At 73.7% G+C, this 18,749-nt stretch carries 18 protein-coding genes; 9 read left to right on the top strand and 9 right to left on the bottom strand.

Going from position 1 to position 18,749, the window contains the following annotated elements; all coding sequences use genetic code 11:
* Positions 1-476 precede the first annotated feature (476 nt).
* From AB0P07_RS13190 to AB0P07_RS13175, 4 genes are all read left to right on the top strand, one after another.
* Positions 477-1,457, top strand: coding sequence for a small ribosomal subunit Rsm22 family protein (locus tag AB0P07_RS13190; RefSeq protein WP_365549248.1), 981 nt, complete (start codon positions 477-479; stop codon positions 1,455-1,457).
* An 87-nt stretch (positions 1,458-1,544) separates the two neighbouring features.
* Positions 1,545-2,207 (top strand): response regulator transcription factor, encoded by a 663-nt coding sequence (locus AB0P07_RS13185; protein WP_309318553.1) that lies wholly within the window; start codon positions 1,545-1,547, stop codon positions 2,205-2,207.
* Positions 2,208-2,258: 51 nt separating this feature from the next.
* A complete protein-coding gene (locus AB0P07_RS13180; protein WP_365549245.1) occupies positions 2,259-2,909 on the top strand; it encodes a TetR/AcrR family transcriptional regulator in 651 nt (216 codons plus the stop codon).
* Positions 2,910-3,015: 106 nt separating this feature from the next.
* Complete coding sequence (locus AB0P07_RS13175; protein WP_365549242.1) at positions 3,016-3,747, top strand: bifunctional DNA primase/polymerase; 732 nt, start codon at positions 3,016-3,018, stop codon at positions 3,745-3,747.
* A 22-nt stretch (positions 3,748-3,769) separates the two neighbouring features.
* On the opposite strand, the gene AB0P07_RS13170 is transcribed toward AB0P07_RS13175, so the two are convergent.
* The 4 genes from AB0P07_RS13170 to efeO are packed head-to-tail and all read right to left on the bottom strand — an operon-like array spanning position 3,770 to position 8,039.
* Positions 3,770-4,759, bottom strand: coding sequence for a hypothetical protein (locus AB0P07_RS13170; protein WP_365549239.1), 990 nt, complete (start codon positions 4,757-4,759; stop codon positions 3,770-3,772).
* The gene (gene efeU, locus AB0P07_RS13165) at positions 4,719-5,591 is read right to left on the bottom strand and encodes an iron uptake transporter permease EfeU (RefSeq protein WP_164413712.1); all 873 of its coding nucleotides are present in this window, start codon (positions 5,589-5,591) and stop codon (positions 4,719-4,721) included. Before efeU ends, AB0P07_RS13170 begins: the two co-directional genes overlap by 41 nt.
* Positions 5,592-5,593: 2 nt before the next feature.
* The gene (efeB, locus tag AB0P07_RS13160; RefSeq protein ID WP_365549236.1) at positions 5,594-6,868 is read right to left on the bottom strand and encodes an iron uptake transporter deferrochelatase/peroxidase subunit; all 1,275 of its coding nucleotides are present in this window, start codon (positions 6,866-6,868) and stop codon (positions 5,594-5,596) included.
* A 16-nt stretch (positions 6,869-6,884) separates the two neighbouring features.
* Positions 6,885-8,039: an iron uptake system protein EfeO gene (efeO, locus tag AB0P07_RS13155; RefSeq protein ID WP_365549233.1), complete on the bottom strand. Its 1,155-nt coding sequence runs from the start codon at positions 8,037-8,039 to the stop codon at positions 6,885-6,887.
* 339 nt (positions 8,040-8,378) lie between these two features.
* Here efeO and AB0P07_RS13150 point away from each other — a divergent pair, with 339 nt between their 5' ends.
* Positions 8,379-9,023 (top strand): PhzF family phenazine biosynthesis protein, encoded by a 645-nt coding sequence (locus AB0P07_RS13150; RefSeq protein ID WP_365549230.1) that lies wholly within the window; start codon positions 8,379-8,381, stop codon positions 9,021-9,023.
* Between the two features lie 21 nt (positions 9,024-9,044).
* Here AB0P07_RS13150 and AB0P07_RS13145 read toward each other — a convergent pair whose 3' ends face one another.
* Both AB0P07_RS13145 and map read right to left on the bottom strand, forming a co-directional pair.
* Positions 9,045-9,692, bottom strand: coding sequence for a biliverdin-producing heme oxygenase (locus AB0P07_RS13145; RefSeq protein ID WP_365549227.1), 648 nt, complete (start codon positions 9,690-9,692; stop codon positions 9,045-9,047).
* A gap of 147 nt (positions 9,693-9,839) precedes the next feature.
* Positions 9,840-10,697, bottom strand: coding sequence for a type I methionyl aminopeptidase (gene map, locus AB0P07_RS13140; RefSeq protein ID WP_102930101.1), 858 nt, complete (start codon positions 10,695-10,697; stop codon positions 9,840-9,842).
* Positions 10,698-10,754: 57 nt separating this feature from the next.
* Between map and AB0P07_RS13135 the strand changes: the two genes are divergently transcribed.
* Positions 10,755-10,997, top strand: a complete 243-nt coding sequence (locus AB0P07_RS13135; protein ID WP_365549224.1) for a hypothetical protein — start codon at positions 10,755-10,757, stop codon at positions 10,995-10,997.
* 35 nt (positions 10,998-11,032) lie between these two features.
* On the opposite strand, the gene AB0P07_RS13130 is transcribed toward AB0P07_RS13135, so the two are convergent.
* Together AB0P07_RS13130 and AB0P07_RS13125 are read right to left on the bottom strand one after the other, a co-directional pair.
* Positions 11,033-12,361: an MFS transporter gene (locus AB0P07_RS13130; protein ID WP_365549221.1), complete on the bottom strand. Its 1,329-nt coding sequence runs from the start codon at positions 12,359-12,361 to the stop codon at positions 11,033-11,035.
* A 282-nt stretch (positions 12,362-12,643) separates the two neighbouring features.
* On the bottom strand, positions 12,644-13,258 hold the full coding sequence (locus tag AB0P07_RS13125; protein WP_365549218.1) for a hypothetical protein: 615 nt from the start codon (positions 13,256-13,258) through the stop codon (positions 12,644-12,646).
* 131 nt (positions 13,259-13,389) lie between these two features.
* Between AB0P07_RS13125 and npdG the strand changes: the two genes are divergently transcribed.
* Entirely contained in the window at positions 13,390-14,118 is a 729-nt protein-coding gene (npdG, locus tag AB0P07_RS13120; protein ID WP_365549215.1) for an NADPH-dependent F420 reductase, read from the top strand.
* 53 nt (positions 14,119-14,171) lie between these two features.
* A complete protein-coding gene (locus AB0P07_RS13115) occupies positions 14,172-14,360 on the top strand; it encodes a hypothetical protein (RefSeq protein WP_365549213.1) in 189 nt (62 codons plus the stop codon).
* Between the two features lie 6 nt (positions 14,361-14,366).
* On the opposite strand, the gene AB0P07_RS13110 is transcribed toward AB0P07_RS13115, so the two are convergent.
* On the bottom strand, positions 14,367-15,164 hold the full coding sequence (locus AB0P07_RS13110; RefSeq protein WP_365549210.1) for a site-2 protease family protein: 798 nt from the start codon (positions 15,162-15,164) through the stop codon (positions 14,367-14,369).
* Positions 15,165-15,378: 214 nt separating this feature from the next.
* Between AB0P07_RS13110 and AB0P07_RS13105 the strand changes: the two genes are divergently transcribed.
* On the top strand, positions 15,379-18,738 hold the full coding sequence (locus AB0P07_RS13105) for a BTAD domain-containing putative transcriptional regulator (RefSeq protein WP_365549207.1): 3,360 nt from the start codon (positions 15,379-15,381) through the stop codon (positions 18,736-18,738).
* The last annotated feature ends 11 nt before the right edge of the window (positions 18,739-18,749 follow it).

The following is an 18,749-nucleotide window of genomic DNA, read 5'->3' as shown; positions in this document are numbered from 1 at the left end:
GCGCGGAATCGGTCGGCCACAGATCTTCCCCGGTGTTGACGCGCCAACCGCTGCGGGCGGACACCCCCCGACCCGACCCCTCCTCGCCGTACGCGGCTGCCGGCCGCCCCACGTCACTGCCCCGTCCCCGCCGTACGCGGCTCCCCGCCGCCCCAGCTGCAGGCAGGCCGCCACACCGCCGCCGCTGCTGCTGCTGCGGGCAGTCGCCATGCCTGCCGCCCTCGCTGCGGGCAGTCGTGCCGCTGGGGCGGCACGGGTGGGCGGTGGGGGTAACTCCCAGGCCGTTCAGGCACTGGGGGAGGCACCCGGCCAGCGCCGGCCCGCGTCCCCCACCCCGCGCCCACACCCGCGCCGGGCACTCCGCAACGCCGGGCCGCGTGACCCGCCCCGCCCCCCACCCCCGCGGGGGTGACCGGGCGGCCCCGGGCCCGCGGACCCACCCCGCGCCCCCACGGAGTGCCTCGTACAATCGCCAGGTGAACCACCCCGCCGACACCCTCCGCGCCACCCTCGCCGACCTCGTCGACGGGCTCCCGCCCCGCCAGGCCGCGCAGGCCGTGGAGCGGCTGATCGCCAACTACCGCGGGGACACCCCGACCGACGCCCCCATCCTCCGTGACCGCGCCGACGTCGTCGCCTACGCCGCGTACCGCATGCCTGCCACCTTCGCCGCCGTACGCTCCGCGCTGGCCGAGTTCGCCGCGGCCGTGCCGGACTGGGCACCCGGCAGCCACCTGGACGTGGGCGGCGGTACCGGCGCCGCGACCTGGGCCGTCAGCGACACCTGGGACGGCCCGCGCCCGGTGACCGTGCTCGACTGGGCCGAGCCCGCGCTCGCCCTCGGGCGGGAGATCGCCGCCTCGCTCCCCGCCCTGCGCGACGCCCGCTGGCAGCGCGCCCGGATCGGAGCCGGGCTCAGCGTCGGGAGTGCTGATCTCGTCACGGTGTCCTACGTGCTCAACGAGCTGACCGAGTCCGACCGCGCCGCCCTCGTCGACGCCGCCGCCGGCGCCGCGCAGGCCGTCGTGATCGTCGAGGCCGGCACCCCCGCCGGGTACGCCCGCGTCATCGAGGCCCGCGACCGGCTGATCGCCGCCGGGTTCCGGGTCGCCGCGCCCTGTCCGCACAGTGCCGCCTGCCCCATCGTGCCCGGCACGGACTGGTGCCACTTCGCGGCCCGCGTCAGCCGGTCCAGCCTGCACCGGCAGGTCAAGAGCGGTTCCCTCGCCTACGAGGACGAGAAGTTCAGCTATGTCGCCGCCACCCGGCTCCCCGCCGAACCCGCCCCCTCCCGCGTGGTCCGGCGCCCGCAGATCCGCAAGGGCCAGGTCCTGCTCGACCTGTGCGAACCCGACGAGCGGATCCGGCGGCAGACGGTCACCAAACGCCACGGCGACCTGTACAAGGCGGCCCGGGACGCGGCCTGGGGCGACCCCTGGCCGGCCGGGGACGGGTGACGGGCGTCGTCAACCGCACCACCGAGTAAGGTCGTTGCGCCCGACGACCTGGAAGTGGACCTCCCCGTGGAACGTGTGCACCATGCCCTGCGGATCGTGATCGCCGAGGACGACCCGCTGCTGCGCGAGGGGCTCGCCCTGCTGCTGCGGGCCGAGGGGATGGACGTGGTGGCCACCGCGGACAGCGCCGAGTCGGTACTGGACGCCATCGACGCGCACGAGCCCGACGTGGCCATCCTGGACGTGCGCATGCCGCCCACGCACACCGACGAAGGCGTCCGCGCGGCCGTCGAGGCGCGGCGGCGGCGTCCCGGACTCGCCGTTCTGGTGCTGTCCGCGTACGTGGAGCAGTCCTTCGCCACCGACCTGCTGACCGGCGGGGTCGGCGGCCTCGGCTATCTGCTCAAGGAGCGGGTCGGCCGGGTCGAGGAGTTCATGGACGCGCTCGGGCGGGTGGCGGGTGGTGGTACCGCCATCGATCCGGAGGTCGTCGCCCAGCTGTTCACCCGGACGCGGCAGGACACCCGGCTGGAACGGCTCAGTCCGCGGGAGCGGGAGGTGCTCGGTCTGATGGCCGAAGGGTTGGGGAACAGCGCCATCGCCGGGCGGCTCGTGGTCACCGACGGGGCCGTCCACAAGCACATCCGGAGCATCTTCGCCAAGCTCGACCTGTCCCCGGCAGACCAGGTCGACCGGCGGGTGGCGGCCGTTCTGCACTACCTGGAGAACGCGCGGGCGCCGCGCCGCTGAGCCCGACCGTCGGCGAGACGCGGCGTCTTGTCAACCTGGTAGCTTCGGAGCATGGCCACACACAAGTCCACCCGAACCCCCGCCGCCGCCGCCGAGCGGCCGCACCCCGACGCCACCCGGCGCAGCCAGCGGTCCCGCCAGGCCATCTACGACGCCGCCCTGGAGCTGGTCGGCGAGGTCGGCTACCCCAAGACCACCATCGAGGGCATCGCCGCCCGCGCCGGCGTCGGCAAGCAGACGATCTACCGTTGGTGGTCCTCGAAGGCGGACGTCCTGCTGGAGGCCTTCCTCGACCTCGGTGACCGGCTCGTGGAGGCCGCCGGCGAGGAGGCGTACGCCATTCCGGACACCGGTGACGTGGCCGCCGACCTCAAGGCCGTACTGCGTGCCACCGTCGATGAACTGCGGGACCCGAGGTTCGAGGCCCCCTACCGTGCCCTGGCCGCGGAGGGCGTCGTCAACGAGGAACTGGGCCGGACCTTCGTGGCGCGGCTCCTGGAGCCGTCGCTGCAGCTCCACGCCGACCGGCTGCGCTCCGCGCAGCAGGCCGGCCAGGTGCGGCAGGACATCGACCCGCGGATCGCCCTGGAGCTCTTCGTCTCCCCGCTCGCCCAGCGCTGGCTCCAGCACACGGGGCCGTTCTCCCACGCCTACACCGACACCCTCGTCGACTACGCGCTGCACGGGCTCGCCCCTCGCTGAGCGGGTCAGCCTGACCAGGGAAGTTTGTCCCTTCGCGACCCCGAAGCGCTAAATGGTGGAACGATAGGGCATGCTGGTGCGCACGACGGTGAGGGCAAGGGGATAGATGAGCGCGGAGTTCGGCGGTCGGAGCGGTCTGCAGGGCAAACTCTCCTCGTGGCTGCGCGGACGCCGTCCCAAGGAGGCCGCCGGAGACGGTGGCCGGGAGGATCTGCTGCTCGCCGCCGCCGGTGCGGGACTGCCCCTGGCGCCCGCCGCGCACCCCGCCGGATACCGTTGCTCCTGCGACCGCGTGGGCTGTCCCACCCCGGCCCGGCACCCGGTGTCGTTCGCCTGGCAGACGCAGTCCACCACCGACCGTGCCCAGATCGAGCGCTGGGTCCGGCACCAGCCCGAGGCCAACTTCATCACCGCGACCGGCATGGTGCACGACGTCCTCGACGTGCCGCTCCGGGCCGGTCGCGAGGCGCTGGGGCGGCTGCTCGACGCCGGTGTCGAGGTCGGGCCGGTCGCCGAGAGCGACGACGGGCGCATGATGTTCTTCACCCTCACCCGCGGTACGCCCGAGGACGAGGACGAGTGGTGGCCCTGCGAGCTGGACTGCCACCCCGAGACCATGGACGAGCATCCCGGACTGCGCTGGCACTGCCGCGGGTCCTACGTGCTGGTGCCGCCGGCCCGGCTGCCCGGCGAAGGCCGGACCGTGCACTGGGTACGCGGCCCCGAGCACCCGCTGCCCGACCCGCTGACCCTCCTGGAGACCCTCACCGACGCCTGCGCCCGGCACGCCGGCGAGGAGAGCGACCAGGCGGGTGCCGCCTGGCCGCTGCGCCGCTGAGGATCCGCGGCAGACGCGGCGGCTACTCGCCCTTCGCCGATGTCAGGCCCTGGACGCGGCCCAGTACCGACACCGGCCCGTCCGCCGGGTCGAGCGCCACCTCGTTGGAGACGAACTCCATCGTCAGCGACTGCTTGATCTCGCCGTCCGTCAGCGCCAGCACGTCCTTGTTCGGCGTCGGCACCGACGCGCCCCGCGCGGCGGTCTGCTTCTCGAAGTGCCGGGTGGTGAAGAACACCAGCGCCCCGCCGTCCTTCGTCCGCAGCGCCAGCGGCGCGTAGTCGCCGTTCGCCAGCGGCTCGTCGATGTACTGCGTGGCCAGTCCGGGGCGGGTCGACCGCTTCTCGCGCAGCGCGCGCCAGGAACTGGTGTGCGTCCCGTCCGCGAAGGTCTTCCCGCCGTCCTGCAGATACGTCGTGTAGCCCTTGCTCAGCTCGGCCGGCGGCATGCTCACGTCGGTCGCGTTCGCGGGCACGGCCTCCGCCCAGCCGTCCGCGTCGGTCTTGAACTCGGGCACCTTGCCCGGGGCGACCAGCGTCAGGTACGCCGCCTCCCAGGTGTCCTCCAGGCCGTCGCGGGTGAACACCAGCAACCAGCGGGCGTCGCCGCCCTTGTTGGCCTTGGTGTCCGCGAGGAACCAGCGCGGCCAGCCCGCCTTCTTCGGGATGGTGAACTCGGCGTCGGTCAGCTCCAGCGGCGTGTGCTTCGGATTGCCGTCCGGGTGGTTGGCCGCCCCCGCCTCCAGCCGTGCGGAGTCGATCGCGGCGAGGGCGCCCGTCGTGCGGTCGGCGTCCAGATCGGCGTCGAACGCCTTGTCGGCCTCGTTGTACGCGGTGGTGAACTGCTCCAGCGCCTTCGCGGCCTCGGCCCGGGTGGCCGAGGGGAGCACCTCGCGCTCACCGTGCACCACCACGCATCCGCTCGCCGCCAACGACAAAGCGGTCGCCGAGGCGGATATGAGCGCGCACTTCTCAAGCCTGCGGGGCCTTCGAGGGCCGCGGTCCTGGCTCATCAGGTTCCTTCACCTTCCCCTTCCCGGAGGCGAACCCTACCGGGGCGAGGAAGAGCGCGAGCGTCGGGACCAGGTACAGCAGCCACACCGTGACCTGGAGGACGGTGGGATCGGGCTGGAAGTTGAACACGCCCTTGAGCAGGGTGCCGTACCAGCTGGACGGGTCGACCGTGTCGCTGATGTCGAAGGCCAGTTTCGTCAGGCCCGGCAGCAGGTCGGCCTCCTGCAGGTCGTGCACGCCGTACGCGAGGACGCCCGCGGCCACGACGACCAGCATGCCGCCGGTCCAGGTGAAGAACCGGGCCAGGTTGATGCGCAGCGCGCCCCGGTAGAACAGCCAGCCGAGCAGCACCGCCGTCGCCAGTCCCAGGGCCACGCCGATCAGCGGCCGCGGGGTGCCGTCACTGGCCGCGTGCACCGACGCCCACACGAACAGGGCCGTCTCCAGGCCTTCCCGGCCGACCGCCAGGAACGCGGTGGCCACCAGTGCGCCGGTGCCCATCGCCAGGGCCGCGTCCAGCCGGCCGTGCAGCTCCGCCTTCAGATGCCGGGCGGTGCGGCGCATCCAGAAGACCATCCACGTCACCAGGACCACGGCCAGGATGGAGAGCGAACCGCCCAGCGCCTCCTGCGCCTTGAACGTCAGCTCCTGCGAGCCGAACTCCAGCGCGCAGCCGAAGCCGAGTGCGATGGCGATCGCGACGCCGATGCCCGCCCAGATGGGCTTCAGGGCGTCCCGGCGGCCCGTCTTGACCAGATAGGCGATCAGGATGCAGACGACGAGCGAGGCCTCCAGGCCCTCGCGCAGTCCGATCAGGTAGTTGGAGAACACGGTTACGCCTCCTTGCCGAACAGCGTGCTGCCCCACCAGTCGTCCGCGTCGCGGACCCCGGGCGGCACGGCGAAGACCGCCGAACCCACGTGCTGGATGTACTCGTTGAGCGCGTCGGTCGCCAGGTTGCGCTGGACGCGGATGAAGCCCGTGCGCACGTCGCGCTGGTAGGCGAGGAAGAACAGACCGGCGTCCAGGCGGCCCAGGCCGTCCGTGCCGTCGGTGAAGGAGTAGCCGCGGCGCAGCAGCGTCGCCCCGCCGTTGGAGTCGGGGTGGGCGAGACGGACGTGCGCGTCGGGCTTCATCGCCTTCAGGAACGGCTCGTCGCGTTCCTTGGCCTTGCCGACCGGCGCGCCCTCGCCCTTGTCGCGGCCGAACACGTCCTCCTGCTCCTGCAGGGAGGTCCGGTCCCAGGTCTCGATGTGCATGCGGATGCGGCGGGCGACGAGATACGAACCGCCCGCCATCCAGGCCGGTCCGTCCTTCTCGGCGACCCAGACGAACTTCTCCAGGCGGTCCTTCTCCGTGCCCGCGATGTTGCGGGTGCCGTCCTTGAAGCCGAGCAGGTTGCGGGGCGTCTGCTGGTCGGGCGTCGTGGACGAGGTCTTGCCGAAGCCGAGCTGCGACCAGCGCACGACGACCTTGCCGAAGCCGATCCGGGCGAGGTTGCGGATCGCGTGCACGGCGACCTGCGGGTCGTCGGCGCAGGCCTGGACGCACAGGTCGCCGCCGCTGCGCGCCTTGTCGAGGTTGTCCCCGGGGAACTTCGGCAGGTCGGCCAGGGCCTCGGGACGCCGGTCGGCAAGGCCGAACTTCGCGAACAGGGACGGGCCGAAGCCGATGGTGAGGGTCAGCCGGGACGGCTTGAGGCCCAGCGCCTCGCCGGTGTCGTCCGGCGGGGCCTCGGGCAGGCCGCCGTAGGCGCCCTCGCCCACCGCGTGACCGGCGGTCATCGCACGGGCCGCCGCCGTCCACTCCTTGAGCAGCGCGACGAACGCGGCCCGGTCCTCGGTCGTCACGTCGAACGCCGCGAAGTGCAGCCGGTCCTGCACCGGCGTGGCGATGCCCGCCTGGTGCGCGCCGTGGAAGGCAACGGCGGAGCCCGCGTCGGCACCGGCCGGGTCCACGTCGTCGCCGGTGCGGTCCATCGCCACCGCACCGCCGGCCGCCGCGGCGGCGCCGAGCGCGAGGCCCGCGCCGCCCCAGCCGATCAGCGCCCGCCGCGATGGGGCGGGGGCCTTGCCGGGGCCGGGGGAGGAGGGCTCGGTGTCCGTCATCGTCGTCTCCCCGCGCCTACTTGGTGACCACGGCCGCGGCGAGCTTGGACAGCGGCTCCGCCAGCGCGTTGACCGCGTCCGACAGCTCCTTGCGGTCCGCCTTGCCGACCTTGTCGTAGGAGGTGAACTCGTAGGAGGAGGTGCTCGGGCGGTACTGGTCGAGCAGCTTGTTCAGCGCCCCGAACTGGCGGTCCAGCTCGGTCGTCAGGGCCGCGTCGTTCTCCTTGGCGACCGGCTTCAGCAGCTCGTACGACTTCTGCGCGCCCTCCACGTTGGCCTTGAAGTCGACCAGGTCGGTGTGCGAGTAGCGCTCCTCCTCGCCGGTGACCTTGCCGGTGGCGACCTCGTCGAGCAGTTCCTTGGCGCCGTTGGCCATGGAGGTGGGGGTGATGTCCGCCGTGCCGACCCGCTTCTGCCAGTCCTTCAGGTCGGTGACCAGGGTGGCGGCCAGCTCCTTCTCCCGGTCGCCGATCTTCCCGTCCTGCCACAGCGCCTTCTCCAGGCGGTGCCAGCCGGTCCAGTCCGTCGCCGGGTCCTGGCCCTCCTCCAGGCCGTCCTCGCGGACGTCCACCTTCGGGTCGATGTCGCCGAAGGACTCCGCGACCGGCTCCGTGCGCTCCCAGCCGATGCGGGAGGTGGCGTACGCCTTCTTCGCGGCCTCCAGGTCGCCCGTCTCGACCGCCTTCGCGAACGCCTCGGCCTTCGGCAGGGTCTCGTCGGCCTGCGCCTGCACGTACTGGCGGTAGGCGGCCACGGCCTTGTCGAGCCGCGGGTCGCGCTCGGCCGCCTTGCCGCCGGTGGCCGTCACCTCCTGGCGGATGCCCTTGCCCTTCATGCCGGGCTTGCAGGCGATCCGGTAGTCGCCGGCCTTCACCTCTGCGGTGACCCGCTGCTTGGTGCCGGGGCCGATGTTCTCCCGCTCGGTGACCACCCGGTCGTCGGGGAAGAGGAGATAGACCTCGGTGACCTTGGAACCCTTGTTCTCTATGGCCAGTTCGACGTGCCCGGCCGGGAACTCCGGCTTCGAGACCTCGCACGTGTCGTCCGTCGCCGTCACCGTGATCACGTGCTCGCCGTCCTCGGCACCGCTCTTCTCCGTGCAGCCCGTGACGGCGGTCAGGGCCGCGACGGTGGCGACGGCGGTGACGGCGGTGAGTCTGGCGGCTCGCATGCGGGGCTCCAAGGGCTGGCCGAAAAGTGCGCGTGACGGGCCTCTGAGGGAAGGTGAGGCTGCCCTAACATACCTAAGGATTTCCTAGGCAAAACCCGTCCGTGCGGTGATCCGAATCTCATGGACGGTGTATGAGCACGGGCCGGTCACGATGGCTCAATGAGGTGCCCATGGGAAGGTCAAGGGTTCGTCAAGGGCGAAGCTGGTGCCGCTGCCGCTGCCCGTGGAGCCCCCGGAGCAGCCGCTCCCACCGCCACGCCGACGGAAACGTGCGCGGATAGGCGGCGCTGAAGGCCCCACGCCGCTCCGGCGGTCCCCCGGTGGTGCTTGAATGCCCCGGTGACCGACTACGACGTACTGCGGGTCTTCTGCGCGCCGAACGGCGGATACGGCAACGAACTGGGCGTCGTCCGGGACGGATCCGTACTGCCCGAGCCCGAGCGGCGGCAGGAGCTGGCCGCCAAACTCGGCTTCAGCGAGACCGTGTTCGTCGACGACCCCGAGCGCGGCGCCGTCGACATCTACACGCCCACCCTGCGCCTGCCCTTCGCCGGCCACCCCTGCGTCGGCACCGCCTGGCTGCTCGACGTGCCCGAACTCGTCACGCCGGCCGGGGTGGTGGGCGCCCGGCTGGACGGGGAGTTCAGCTGGATCGAGGCCCGGCCCGAGTGGGCCCCGCCGCGCGCGCTGCGGCAGTACGCCACCGTCGCCGAGGTCGACGACCTCGCGGTGCCGCCGAAGGGCGAGTGGGTCTACGCCTGGGCGTGGGAGGACGAGGCGGCGGGCCGGGTGCGCGCCCGCGCCTTCCCGGGCCGGGACGACGGCATCGACGAGGACGAGGCGACGGGCGCGGCGGCGCTGCTGCTGACCGCAGGGCTGGGCCGCGCACTCAACATCACCCAGGGCGTCGGCTCCCAGATCCTCACCGCACCGCAGCCCGAGGGCTGGGTCGAGATCGGCGGGCGGGTGCGCCTGGAGCGGTGACCCGGGCGGACGGCGGGTGGCTCAGGCGGACAGCGGGTACTCCTCGCCGAGCGCTCGGAAGACCGCCGTGTTCAGGGCGAAGGCGCGCTTGCACTCGGAGACCACCCGCTGCTTCTCCAGGTCGTCGGCGCGGATGCCGTCCAGCAGGTCGCGGTACTCCCGCTTGAAGGCGGCCGGGTTGGGGATCTCCTCGAAGACGTAGAACCGGACCCCGTCGCCCTTCCTGGCGAAGCCCCAGGTCCGCTCGGCCTTGTCGCGGATGATCTGCCCGCCGGACAGGTCGCCCAGGTAGCGCGTGTAGTGGTGCGCGACGTACCCCGCCGGCCACTCCTCGGCGCACTCGCGCACCCGGGCCGCGTACGCCTCGGTGGCGGGCAGGGCGGTCAGGCCCGCGCGCCAGTCGGTGCCGCGCAGGTGCGCCAGGTCCCGCTCCAGGGAGGCAAGCCGCAGCAGCTCCGGCCGGACGAACGGCCCGGCCACCGGGTCCGACGCCAGCCGTCCGGCGGTGGTCTCCAGGGCCTCGTAGACGAACCACAGCTGCTCGGTGTAGCGCGCGTACGCGTCGACGCCGAGCCGGCCGCCGAGCAGGTCGCTCATGAACGTCGAGGTCTCCGCCTCCACGTGCTGCTCGTGGGAAGCGGTGCGGATGAGCGTCGAGAAGGAGTCCATGAGCATGATTTTCTGTGGTTAGGCTTACCTAAGGCAATAGCCTTGCCGACGGGATGTCGGTAAAAGCGTACCCACCCGGACGCGAAACGGCCCGCCCTCCGGGGAGGGCGGGCCGTCGGACGACGTGCGGACGTGTATCGGCGTCAGTCAGGGCAGCGTCAGGATGTCCGCGCCCGAGTCCGTCACCACCAGCGTGTGCTCGAACTGCGCCGTGCGCCTGCGGTCCTTCGTCACGACCGTCCAGCCGTCGTCCCACATGTCGTACTCGTGGGTCCCCAGCGTCAGCATCGGCTCGATCGTGAAGGTCATCCCGGGCTGGATGACGGTCGTCGCGTGCGGGCTGTCGTAGTGCGGGACGATGAGCCCCGAGTGGAACGACGTGTTGATGCCGTGGCCGGTGAAGTCCCGCACCACCCCGTACCCGAACCGCTTCGCGTACGACTCGATGACCCGGCCGATGATGTTGATCTGCCGGCCCGGCTTGACCGCCTTGATCGCGCGGGCCAGCGACTCGCGGGTCCGCTCGACCAGCAGCCGGCTCTCCTCGTCCACGTCGCCGACCAGGTAGGTCGCGTTGTTGTCGCCGTGCACCCCGCCGATGTACGCCGTCACGTCCAGGTTCACGATGTCGCCGTCGCGCAGCACCGTGGAGTCGGGGATGCCGTGGCAGATGACCTCGTTGACCGAGCTGCACAGGGACTTGGGGTAGCCCCGGTAGCCGAGCGTGGACGGGTAGGCGCCGTGGTCGCACATGTACTCGTGCGCCACCCGGTCCAGTTCGTCCGTCGTCACGCCGGGCGCGATGTGCTTCGCGGCCTCCTCCATCGCCCGCGCCGCGATCCGCCCGGCCACGCGCATCGCCTCGACGGTCTCGGGCGTCTGCACCTCCGGACCGGTGTACGGCGTCGGCGCGGGTTTGCCGACGTACTCGGGCCTGCGGATGTTTCCGGGCACGGAACGGGTGGGGGACAGCTCCCCCGGGACGAGCAGCGACTGGCCAGACATGCAGCGAGTCTAACCAGCACGCATGGGGGAACATGTCGGTGGCGAGAGGAGCTGTCCATGGCCCTGTTCAAGAAGCGCACGGTCGGCAAACCGGGCGAGTGGTACTACTGCCTGGAGCACCAGAAGGTCGAGGAGGGCCCGGACTGCCCGGGCCGGGACCGCTTCGGGCCGTACGCCTCCCGCACGGAGGCCGAGCACGCGATGCAGACGGCCCACGAGCGCAACCTCGAGTGGGAGAACGACCCCAAGTGGCACGACGCCTCCTCGACGGGGAGCGCCGACGGCGACCGGGACGACTGAGCACGCGCGGAGCCGGTCGGTCACGCGCGGGCCGGTCACCCGCCCGCGTCGGCTGCGCGCCTCTCGCGCAGCCGCACCGCGTGCTCGTTCGTCCGCGCGTCGTACGTCATCATCGTCGGCAGGCACAGCGCCAGCAGCCCCACCGCACCCGCGCACAGCAGCCCGCCCGACCACACCGAGGCCCGCACCCCGGCGAGCGCGGCCGTGCCGCCCGCCCGGACCTGGCCGAGCTGCGGGCCCACCGAGTACGACAGCAGCTCGATCCCGGCGAGCCGGCCGCGCAGCTCGTCCGGGATGGTCTGGTTCCACATCGCGCTGCGGAAGACGCCGCTGACCATGTCGCAGGCCCCGGCGAGGACGAAGCACAGCAGCACCAGCCACACGTTCCCGGCGAAGCCCGCGGCGGCGATCGCCAGGCCCCACCCGGCCGCCGCCAGCACCACCATCCGCCCGTGCCGGTGCACCCGCGACGTCCAACCGCTGCTCACGCTCACCAGCAGCGACCCCGCCGGAATTGCCGCGTACATCAGCCCCAGCGACCACTCGGCGTCCAACTCGTCGGCCAGGAACGGCAGTACCGCGAGCGGCATCGCCAGCAGCATCGCCGCGACGTCGACCGCGTACGTCCCCAGCAGTTCCTTGCGGCTCCACGCGTACCGGGCGCCCTCGGCGATCGCCGCCCACGACGGCCTGCCCGCCTCGTGCGAGGCCGGTGAGGAGGCGAGGCCCGCCACCAGGGCCACGGAGGCGGCGAAGGTGGCCAGGTCCACCGCGTACGCCCAGCCGAGACCCGCGTATGCCACCACCACGCCGGCCAGCGCCGGTCCGGCGATGCCGCCGACCTGCCAGCGCAGCGCGTTCAGCGAGGCGGCGGCGGGCAGGTGCTCGTGGGCCACGATCCGCGGGATCAGCGAGTCCAGGGCCGGGCGCTGGACCGCGCCCAGCGCCGAGGTGAACGCGGCGATCACGTACAGCGGCCACACGGCCGGGCTCGGCAGCAGCGCGTTGACCAGCAGCGCCGCGCACAGCACGCCCTGACCGGCCTCCGTCCACAGGATCAGCTTCCGCTTGTCCCAGGCGTCGGCCAGCGCGCCGCCGTACAGCCCGAAGACCACCAGCGGCACCAGCTCCACGGCCCCGATCGCGCCCACCGCCGCCGCCGAACCCGTCAGCTCCTTGATCTGCACGGGGAGCGCGACGAACGTCAGGAAGCTCCCGAAGTTCGTGATCAGACCGGAGACCCACAGCCGCCGGAAGTCCCGGGACGCCCGCCAGGGAGAGAGGTCGGGCAACAGGGCACGCAGGCCGGCCGGCTGCTCGGCGGGCGTCCCCGCGGGCACGTCGGTGGGGGAGGTCTCGGTCACGAGGGGCCATCGTCCGGCGGCACACGACCACGGGCAACCGGTTTTCGCGGCGACGGCCACCGGGCGACCTCCACCGGTCGGAGGGCACCGGTCGCCGGGTGGACGGCGGCGGCGTGGTCAGCGGCTCGGCCGGGCGGGACGGGCGGCTCCGGAACCGGCGGCGGGGCGGGGCAGGGCGGGACGGGGAGCGGAGGTTGACCGGCGCTTGCGGCTGCGGTGCCGTGAGGAGGGCGGCCGGGGCGGGGCGAGTCGGTCGGGGGGCGGTTCGTTTTTCGGTGGGGGTCACCATCCCGACGGCGGTGGTGCCGTCAGGTGGTCGGCCAGGCGGGAGAGGCGGTCCCGGAAACGGCGGCGGCCCCGGGGCGGCGGCACCGCGTTCTCCCCGGCCGACGCGCTGACCAGGTGCTGCACCGTGTCCAGGTCCAGCTCGGCGCCGTCCGGGACGGTCAGCGTCTCGTGCGCCATCGCCGTCAGCTCCCGCTCGCCCGGCTCCCGGTCGGTGCCCAGCGCCAGCACCGTCGCACCCGCCCGGCGCGCGTCGTGCACCCGCTCCAGGAGCCCGGCGCCGGGACCGTCGGGTGTCACCACCAGCAGCGTCTCCCCGCGCCGGGCCGCCGCCAGCCGCCCCAGACCGACCGCCAGATGTGCCGGGTCCGAGGGACGCGCGCCGTGTCGCACCAGCGTGGGCGCCAGCTCCGGCGTCCCCGACCAGGCGGCCTCGTCCACCAGGTGCGCCGCCAGGTGCCAGGGCTCGTACCCGGGGGTGCCCACCAGCAGCAGACCGCCCCCGTGCGGCACCACCGACCCGCGCAACGCCCCCGCGAAGGACCGGGTGGCCCCCAGCCACTCGGTCCCGGCGAGCACTTCCCGCAACAGCGCGACCCGTACGGCGTCCATGCGGCCGCATCCTGCCGCAGCCCCCTCCGCGCGGTCCGGCGTTCGCCCCGGATTCACCCGGCCGGGGGCCGGCTGCCACCGAGCGGCACCCGTGCTCCCGGGCGGGCCGTCGCGGACGTAGGGTCGCCCCCATGACCTCTACCGACAGTGCGGACAGCGCCGCACAGAAGGCCCCCGCCAAGGCTCCGGCCAAGGACCCCTGGGACCTGCCCGACGTCTCCGGGCTGGTCGTCGGCGTACTCGGTGGCACCGGGCCCCAGGGCAAGGGCCTCGCGTACCGCCTCGCCAAGGCCGGCCAGAAGGTGGTCGTCGGCTCCCGCGCCGCCGAGCGCGCCGTGGCCGCCGCCGAGGAGATCGGCTACGGCGTGGAGGGTGCCGACAACGCCGAGACCGCCCGCCGCAGCGACGTCGTGATCGTCGCCGTGCCGTGGGACGGCCACGCCGAAACCCTCGAATCCCTGCGCGCGGAACTGGCCGGCAAGCTCGTCGTCGACTGCGTCAACCCGCTCGGCTTCGACAAGAAGGGCGCCTACGCGCTCAAGCCCGAGGAGGGCAGCGCCGCCGAGCAGGCCGCCGCCCTGCTGCCGGACAGCCGGGTCGCCGCCGCCTTCCACCACCTCTCCGCGGTCCTCCTCCAGGACCCGGAGATCGACGAGATCGACACCGACGTGATGGTGCTCGGCGAGGCGCGCGCCGACGTGGAGATCGTGCAGGCCCTCGCCGGGCGCATCGCCGGCATGCGCGGCGTCTTCGCCGGGCGGCTGCGAGGCGCCCACCAGGTCGAGTCGCTGGTCGCCAACCTGATCTCCGTCAACCGCCGCTACAAGGCACACGCCGGGCTCCGCGTCACGGACGTATGAGGCGATGGGGGACACTGGTGGGCATCAGTGTCCCCCCGACAGGAGCCGTTCCCATGCCCCGCCTCGCCCGCTACGCCCTGGCCGTCTGCGTCCTCGCCGTGGCCGCCGCCGTCGTCTCCTTCGTGCGGGGCGGCATCGTGATCGGCGTCGTGTGGGTGCTGCTGTCGGGGCTCTCGTCCAACATGTGCTGGTACTACGTCAAGCGCGGCCGCGACGCCCGCCGCACCTCCACCTCCTCCTGAGCGGCGTCAGCCGCCCGGCGTGCACAGCGGGTCGGTCTGCCAGAAGCGGTACAGCTCGAAGCCGCAGTACGTGTCGATCTCGCCGATCCCGAGGCCCCGCAGCAGCGCGTCGACCGCGTCGAAGAACACGCCGTTGAGCGCCGGGATCCACAGCAGCGCGAACACCAGCAGCAACCCGAACGGCGCGAGCGGCTCCACCTGCCGCCGCACGTTGTACGACAGCCACGGCTCGATCACGCCGTAGCCGTCCAGGCCCGGCACCGGCAGGAAGTTCAAGATCGCGGCCGTGACCTGGAGCAGCGCGAGGAAGGCCAGCGCGAGCCGGAAGTCGCGCGGCACGCCGTCCAGCGCGTCCAGCCAGAACGGCGCCGTGCACACGACGGCGAACAGCACGTTCGTCAGCGGCCCGGCCGCCGAGACGAGGCTGTGCCGCCACCGCCCCCTGATCCGCCCGCGCTCGATGAAGACGGCACCGCCGGGCAGCCCGATCCCGCCCATGATCACGAAGAGCACGGGGAGGACGATGCTGAGCAGGGCGTGGGTGTACTTCACCGGGTTGAGCGTGAGGTAGCCCTTCGCGCCGACCGAGATGTCGCCGCTGTGCAGCGCGGTGCGGGCGTGCGCGTACTCGTGCAGGCACAGCGACACGACCCACGCGGCCGTCACGAACAGGAACACGGCGAGCCCCGGCTGCTCGGCGAACCCGGTCCAGGTGGCCCAGCCCGTGACCGCGGCGACGGCGACGATCCCGAGGAAGACGGGACTGATCCTCCGGTCACTGGGGCGGGCGGTGGCGGTGGACATGGAACTCCCTGACTGTCGGGCACGCGTGACGGCACCCGCGAGGGTGCGGGACTGCCCGACCGTACCGGGCGCACGGGGGAAACGTCTCGCGGGCGGCGGTCGTTCCGGAGAGGAGGGGAGGGGAGAGGAGGGGGACGGGGGGAGGGGGAGGCCGGGCACGCCGCGCGCAGGAAACCCCGTGACCGGCTCCGAGGGCAGCAGGGACAATGGGCCCGTGCGCTATCGCATCCTCGGCACCACACAGGCACTCCGCTCCGACGGCACCGCCGTTCCGCTCGGCGGGGCGCGGCTGCGTGCCCTGCTGACCGTGCTCGCCCTCCGGGCCGGCCGCGCCGTCCCGGCCGGGCTGCTGGTGGAGGAGGTGTGGAACGGCGACCCGCCCGCCGACGCACCGGGCGCCCTGCAGGCACTGGTCGGGCGGCTGCGCCGGGCGCTGGGCGCGCAGGCGGTCGCCTCGGCCGACGGCGGCTACCGGCTCACCGCCGCACCGGACGACGTCGACCTGCACCGCTTCGACCGGCTCGCCGGTGAGGGCACCCGCGCCCTCGCCGACGGCGATCCCGCGAAGGCGGCCGTCGTGCTCGACGACGCCCTCGCGCTGTGGCACGGCCCCGTCCTCGCCGACCTGCCCGACCGCACCGCGGAGGCGGCCCGCTGGGAGACCCGGCACGTCGACGCCCTGCGCGCCCGCCACACCGCCGCCTTGGACCTCGGCCGGGCCGAGCACTCCCTGCCCGAGCTGACCGCCCTGTGCGACGGCCACCCCTTGGACGAGCCCCTCCAGGTCCTGCGGCTGCGCGCCCTGCGCGACACCGGCCGCACCGCCGAGGCCCTGGCCGCCTACGAGGCCGTACGCCGCCTCCTCGCCGACCGCCTCGGCACGGACCCGGGGCCGGAGCTGCGGGCCCTGCACACGGAACTCCTGGGTGCCGCCGATCCCGCGGCCACCGCGCCGGGCGTGACGCCCGCCGTCCCGGCCGGGCCCGCCGGAACGGCCGCCCCCGCCCCGCCCCGGCCGCCGCGTGCCGCGGCGACCCGCGTGCGGGGCAACCTGCGCGCCCGGCTCACCTCCTTCGTCGGCCGGGACGGTGACCTGGAGACCCTGCGCGCCGACCTGGCGAGCACCCGGCTCGTCACCCTCCTCGGGCCCGGCGGGGCCGGCAAGACGCGGCTGTCGCAGGAGGCCGCCGAGGGGGCCGGGGACACCGCGCCCGACGGCGTGTGGCTGGCCGAGCTGGCGCCCGTCGACGACCCCGCCGACGTACCGGAGGCCGTCCTGACCGCCGTCGGCGCCCGCGAGACCGTGCTCTACCGCGCCGGCGCCGAGGAGATGCGGGCCGTCACCGCCTCCGAGGGACAGGACACCGCCGTCGAGCGGCTCGTCGAGCACTGCGGCCGGCGCCGCATGCTGATCGTCCTCGACAACTGCGAGCACGTCGTCGACGCCGCCGCCCGCCTCACCGAGGAACTCCTCGCCCGCTGCCCCCACCTCACCGTCCTGGCCACCAGCCGCGAACCCCTCGGCGTACCGGGGGAGTCGCTGCGCCCCGTGGAGCCGCTGCCCGAACCCGCCGCGCTGCGGCTGCTCGCGGACCGGGGCGCCGCCGCCCGCCCCGGCTTCCGCGTCGACGCCGACGAGGAGACCGCCGCCGCCTGCGCCGAGATCTGCCGCCGCCTCGACGGGCTGCCGCTCGCCATCGAACTGGCCGCCGCCCGGCTCCGGATCCTCACCCCGCGCCAGATCGCCGACCGCCTCGACGACCGCTTCCGGCTGCTCACCTCCGGCAGTCGCACCGTCCTGCCCCGCCAGCAGACCCTGCGCGCGGTCGTCGACTGGTCCTGGGACCTGCTCGACGCGGACGAACGCGACGTCCTGGGACGGCTGTCCGTCTTCGCGGGCGGCTGCGACCTCGCCGCCGCCGAGGCCGTGTGCGGGCCCGCCGCGCTGGACGCCCTCGGCTCCCTCGTCGACAAGTCCCTCGTCGTGGCCGCCCCCGTGACCGACCGCGGCACCGGCGACGGCATGCGCTACCGCCTCCTGGAGACCGTCGCCGAGTACGCCGGCGAGCGCCTCGACGAGGCCGGTGCCCGCCCCGCGGCCGCCCGCGCCCACCTCACGTACTATCGCGAACTCGCCCGCACCACCGACCCGTTGCTCCGCGGTCCGCAGCAACTCGCCGCCATCGAGCGGCTGGAGCGCGAGTACGAGAACCTGCGCACCGCCCTGCGCCACGCCGTCGCCGAGCGCGACGAGCAGGAGGCACTGTGCCTGGCGCTGTCGCTGGTCTGGTACTGGTTCACGCGGGACCTGCGGGTCGAGGCCCGGAACTGGTTCGCCGAGGTCATGGCGCTCGGCCCGGACCCCTTCACCGAACCGGTCCGCCCCGCCCAGCCGCTGTGGGAGCGCTGCACCTCCGCCCCGCCCCCGATGACCGGAGAGGTCCTCGCCGAGGCCCGCCGCGGGGTCCACCTGGCCCACCTGGCCTGCATGGACACCGAACTCGACGCGTGGCAGAACCCGGCGTCCCAGCGCAAGCTGCGCGTCATCGCGGCCACGTACGAGCCGGGGATGCCGCAGACCTGCTCCAGCCCGGGCCTGCTCTGGTTCTTCGCCGTCATGCTCACCGGCGACATGACCCGGCTGCGTGAGATCATGGACGCCACCCTGCGCACGTGTCGCGACACCCCGGGCTACGAGTGGGAGCTGGCCGGCGGCCTGCAGATGCGCGCCCAGATGCTCGCCAACCGCACCGACTGGGCGGGCGACGCGCTCCGCGACGCCGACGAGTCGCTGGAGATCTACCGCCGTCTCGGCGACGCCTGGGGCATGGCCGAGGCCCTCTCCGGACGCGCCGAGGCCCGGGAGCGCGTCGGCGAGTACGGTCTCGCCGCCGACGACTACCGGGCCGCCGCGCAGCACGCCGAGCGGCTCGGCGCCCACGCCCAGGTGGACGTCCTCGACGCCCGCCTCGGCAGTGTGCTGCTGGAGTCGGGCGAGTACGAGGAGGGCGAGCGCATCCTGCGCGACGTCATCGAACGCACCCGGGGGACGGGCCACAACGGCGCGATGCCCGCGGCCCGCCTGTTCCTCGCCGGGCGGCTCGGCACGACCGGGCGGACCGCCGAGGCAGGCGAGCAGCTGCGGCTGCTGCGCGAGGAGTTCTCCATCGCCCACTTCGTGGTCTTCGACGCCTTCATCCTCGCCGCGGAGGCCTGGATCGCCACGCTGGAGGGCCGGCACGAGGAGTGCCTGACCAAGGTCCGCCGGTCGCTCGAACGGGCCGAGGACCCGCTGGCGACGGCCATCGCCCCGCACATGCGCTCCGCCTACCTGACCATCGCCGCGATGGCGATGGCCCGCGCGGGCGACCGGCGCCTGGCCGCGGACGGGGCGCGCTGCCTGGGCGCCGCCGACGCCCTGCTGTCGCCGGGCCACGTGTCGACGGGCATGGAGCGCGACGCGCGCGAACGCGCCGTCGAGCGGGTCCGCGAGGCGCTCGGTCCCGAGGCGTACGACGCCGCGTACGCCGAGGGCGGCCGGCTCTCCGCACAGGAGGCCGCCGCCCTCGTCTGACCCGCACGAGC

Origin of the sequence: Streptomyces sp. NPDC085944, from assembly GCF_040686295.1 — a bacterium.
Taxonomy (GTDB): Bacteria; Actinomycetota; Actinomycetes; order Streptomycetales; family Streptomycetaceae; genus Streptomyces; species Streptomyces salinarius.
This window is presented reverse-complemented; position numbering and strand designations above follow the sequence as displayed.

Coding starts and splice junctions, on each gene's coding strand:
- efeO (WP_365549233.1), bottom strand. CDS start 8,039: ATGCGAGCCGCCAGACTCACCGCCGTCACCGCCGTCGCCACCGTCGCG.
- AB0P07_RS13135 (WP_365549224.1), top strand. CDS start 10,755: ATGGCCCTGTTCAAGAAGCGCACGGTCGGCAAACCGGGCGAGTGGTAC.
- AB0P07_RS13175 (WP_365549242.1), top strand. CDS start 3,016: ATGAGCGCGGAGTTCGGCGGTCGGAGCGGTCTGCAGGGCAAACTCTCC.
- map (WP_102930101.1), bottom strand. CDS start 10,697: ATGTCTGGCCAGTCGCTGCTCGTCCCGGGGGAGCTGTCCCCCACCCGT.
- AB0P07_RS13170 (WP_365549239.1), bottom strand. CDS start 4,759: ATGAGCCAGGACCGCGGCCCTCGAAGGCCCCGCAGGCTTGAGAAGTGC.
- AB0P07_RS13145 (WP_365549227.1), bottom strand. CDS start 9,692: ATGGACTCCTTCTCGACGCTCATCCGCACCGCTTCCCACGAGCAGCAC.
- npdG (WP_365549215.1), top strand. CDS start 13,390: ATGACCTCTACCGACAGTGCGGACAGCGCCGCACAGAAGGCCCCCGCC.
- AB0P07_RS13115 (WP_365549213.1), top strand. CDS start 14,172: ATGCCCCGCCTCGCCCGCTACGCCCTGGCCGTCTGCGTCCTCGCCGTG.
- efeB (WP_365549236.1), bottom strand. CDS start 6,868: ATGACGGACACCGAGCCCTCCTCCCCCGGCCCCGGCAAGGCCCCCGCC.
- AB0P07_RS13180 (WP_365549245.1), top strand. CDS start 2,259: ATGGCCACACACAAGTCCACCCGAACCCCCGCCGCCGCCGCCGAGCGG.
- AB0P07_RS13110 (WP_365549210.1), bottom strand. CDS start 15,164: ATGTCCACCGCCACCGCCCGCCCCAGTGACCGGAGGATCAGTCCCGTC.
- AB0P07_RS13125 (WP_365549218.1), bottom strand. CDS start 13,258: ATGGACGCCGTACGGGTCGCGCTGTTGCGGGAAGTGCTCGCCGGGACC.